Source organism: Caldisericota bacterium, assembly GCA_034717215.1.
Lineage (GTDB): Bacteria > Caldisericota > Caldisericia > Caldisericales > Caldisericaceae > UBA646.
On the sequence record JAYELD010000066.1, the window covers coordinates 1 to 2,070 of the forward strand.

The window sequence follows — 2,070 nt, forward strand, 5'->3', positions numbered from 1 at the left end:
GGTGAGACATCCACCGGGATGTTAAATCCTCTTGAAGGTTTGTCGAAAATTTGTAAGGAGAAAGGTATTCTGTTTGTTGTTGATGCTGTTTCTACCCTTGGCGGTGTTGAATTAGCAATTGATGCGTTGAATATTGATTTTTGTGTTTCAGCAAGCCAGAAAGCGTTAGGTTCTATCCCGGGTTTAGCGACGATTTCTATTAGTGATAATGGATGGAAGAGCATGGCAAAAGAGGAAGATATACCCGGCTGGTATTTAAATTTAAAAACTTGGGCGCGATATGAAAAGGAATGGGGAGATTGGCATCCTTTTCCAATTACTCTTCCCGTTCACCTCTTTTTTGCGCTAAATAAAGCATTAGATATCATTTTAGAAGAAGGATTAGAAAAAAGATGGCTAAGGCATAAAAATGTTGCTACTATGCTTCATGAAGGTCTTGCAAAGCTAGGAATTTCTCCATTTGTTAAAGACAAAGAATTGTATCTTCCCACGGTTACATCAGCCATATTACCGGGAACGCTTACCTCCGAAGAACTTCAGAATTACTTAAGAAATAATTATAGAATATTGATTGCTGGTGGAGTTGGACCATTAAGAAACAAAGTATTTCGAGTAGGTCATATGGCTTATTCTGCTCAGGAACCGTTGATTAATAGAGTCCTTTCGGGAATAGAAAATTTCATTGCTAATCAGTAATGACCAATAATAATGGAATATGATTCATTAGCAAGATAGTAAGATAAAAAAATATAGTGGTGAAAAAAATTGAAAAAAAATCATTTAAAGAAAGCCTTACAGGATGGCAAAGTTATATTTGGACCATTTTTGAAATTTACCGATCCTGCGGTAGTTGAAATTATGGGATTCGCTGGATTTGATTTCGTAATTATTGATGAAGAACATGGACCAATATCTATAGAAAGTGCTCAAAATATGATAAGAGCTGCTGAATCTGTAAATATTACACCCGTTATTAGAGTAAGTAATAACGATGAAGCATTAATCTTGCGAGCACTAGATATAGGAGCCCAAGGAATTGAAATTCCTCAGATTAACAGTAAGTATGATGCGGAAAGAGCAGTTAAATCAGTAAAGTATTCCCCTCAGGGTGAGCGTGGTGTATGCAGGTATGTTCGGGCAGCAAATTATTCTTCCATGGATAAATTCAAATATTTTAAATATGCTAATGAAGAAACGATGATTATTGCTCATATAGAAGGAGTTGAAGGTATAAATAACCTGGATAAAATATTATCAGTTCCCGGTATAGATGTTATTTTTATCGGACCCTATGACCTTTCTCAATCCTTAGGTATTCCCGGAGAAGTTAATCACCCTTTAGTGACGGAAAAGATGAAAGAAGTAGTCTCAAAGTGTAAGGAAAATAAAATTGCCGTAGGAACTTTTGCAGATGATGCAGAAACAGCTAGATCTTGGATTTCATTAGGCGTGCAGTACATGTCTTTTTCTGTTGATGTCGGTATTCTTTATGAAGCAAGTAAGAATGTTATAAAGCAGTTAAAAGATTAATTGATGAAATTTTATTTCACAAAAAGAAAAGAATAAAATATTTTGGGGTAAATAAATGATTGTAAAAGTAAAAGCATTTGCTAATTTAAAAGAATTTTTTGGAGGGGAAATGAATATAGTCATAAAAGAGGAAACTGTTTTAAAAGATCTCCTTTCTTCTACTTATTTACCACCAAGGGCGGTTGAGGCAATACTAGATAATACAGGAAACATTAATCCCTCCATGCTTATCTTGAAGAATGGTAGGAACATCTGGGCTTCGGAAAACCTTCTCACGAAACTAAAAGATGGTGATGAAGTGAGTATATTCCCTCCGCTTTGCGGAGGATAATTTATCCTTCACAGATAGAAGAAAATAATCTCTCAAGAGTGCATTAGCTTAAATAATTTTAAATTGAATTAGGAGTGGTGAAAATATGGAAATAAAAATACTGGGTATCAGCGGAAGTCCTCGAAAAGGGAATAGTGAGTTTTTATTAACAAAAGGATTAGACTATGTTGCCAGCCTGAATGATTTTGATGTTAAAATTGAAAAATATT

3 protein-coding genes are annotated in these 2,070 nt (G+C 34.7%); all 3 read left to right on the top strand.

The window, feature by feature from the left end:
* Nucleotides 1-696: aminotransferase class V-fold PLP-dependent enzyme (locus tag U9Q18_02770; GenBank protein MEA3313280.1), on the top strand; the 696-nt coding region annotated here is incomplete at its 5' end.
* A 69-nt stretch (nucleotides 697-765) separates the two neighbouring features.
* Nucleotides 766-1,530: an aldolase/citrate lyase family protein gene (locus tag U9Q18_02775; protein ID MEA3313281.1), complete on the top strand. Its 765-nt coding sequence runs from the start codon at nucleotides 766-768 to the stop codon at nucleotides 1,528-1,530.
* A 55-nt stretch (nucleotides 1,531-1,585) separates the two neighbouring features.
* The gene (locus tag U9Q18_02780; protein MEA3313282.1) at nucleotides 1,586-1,861 is read left to right on the top strand and encodes a MoaD/ThiS family protein; all 276 of its coding nucleotides are present in this window, start codon (nucleotides 1,586-1,588) and stop codon (nucleotides 1,859-1,861) included.
* Nucleotides 1,862-2,070: the final 209 nt, after the last annotated feature.

Bases quoted from the DNA above. Each gene is read 5' to 3' on its own strand.
- U9Q18_02780 (MEA3313282.1), top strand. From the start codon at position 1,586: ATGATTGTAAAAGTAAAAGCATTTGCTAATTTAAAAGAATTTTTTGGA.